This is a genomic window from Mucilaginibacter sp. P4_G9, assembly GCF_056400985.1.
This window is the reverse complement of sequence record NZ_JBFUKF010000810.1, coordinates 1-1,062: the sequence shown is the minus strand read 5'-3', so window position 1 is coordinate 1,062 and position 1,062 is coordinate 1. Positions and strand designations below refer to the sequence as shown.

The window sequence follows — 1,062 nt, the reverse complement described above, 5'->3', positions numbered from 1 at the left end:
ATCTTTAAAGCCCTCCCTGCAGGAGAAGGTTTGGGCGGCTGATCCTATATCGTTTCCAACTGATGTCCGCTCACTATTAAACCAATGATCACAATACCTATAACGATACGGTACCAACCAAAGATCACGAAGCCTTTACGCTCCAGGAACGTAATGAATGTTTTGATAGCCAGCATAGCTACCACGAAAGCTATAACATTACCTATAGCCATTAACTTAATTTCTTCGCCGGTGAAAGTGTGACCTTCCTTATAAAAATCATATAGTTTTTTTGCTGTGGCAGCAAACATAGTTGGTACAGCTAAAAAGAAAGAGAATTCGGCAGCGGCAGTACGGGTAAGCTTTTGCGACATACCACCTACTATAGATGCAGCCGAGCGTGAAGTACCCGGGATCATGGCCAGGCATTGAAAAAAACCGATCTTCAATGCTGTTAAATAGCTGATATCTTTTTCTTCTTTTACTATGGGTTTGTTAAACCATTTATCAACAAACAGCAAAATAACACCCCCTATTAATAAGGTAATGCCTACCGTAAGTGCGCTCTCCAGCAAAGCATCAATTTTTTTGCTAAACAGCACACCAAACACTGCTGCCGGTATAAATGCCACCAATAGTTTAATATAGAAATTGATGGTTTGAAAAAACCTTTTCCAGTACAATACCACAACCGATAAAATAGCGCCTAACTGTACAGCTATGGTAAACAATTTTATAAAAGGATCTGCAGCTATACCCATTATGGATGAAGCTATTATCATGTGCCCGGTTGATGATACCGGTATAAATTCGGTTATTCCTTCAATTATAGCAAGTACAATTATGTGTATAAGTTTTATGGTATCCATTGTTTTTAGGGGAGCGGTTGGATTAGAGGATGGGTAGATTAAGTTGGAATGGCTATTAAGCTATCATGTTAAAATTGGGTTAATTAAGCCGGGAGTTGAAGGACAACCCAATCAAAACTCACTTAATCAACCTCATTAACTAAAAACCTTACTTTACTTCCGGCTTCTTTAATATCGCGTAAAAGCCTAACCCAAAGCCAGCCAATACTACTAC

General features: G+C 39.1%; 1 protein-coding gene. It reads right to left on the bottom strand.

From position 1 onward, the window contains the following. Positions 1 to 44: 44 nt before the first annotated feature. Positions 45 to 839, bottom strand: coding sequence for an undecaprenyl-diphosphate phosphatase (locus tag AC1DPZ_RS27810; protein WP_477409631.1), 795 nt, complete (start codon positions 837 to 839; stop codon positions 45 to 47). Between the last annotated feature and the right edge of the window lie 223 nt (positions 840 to 1,062).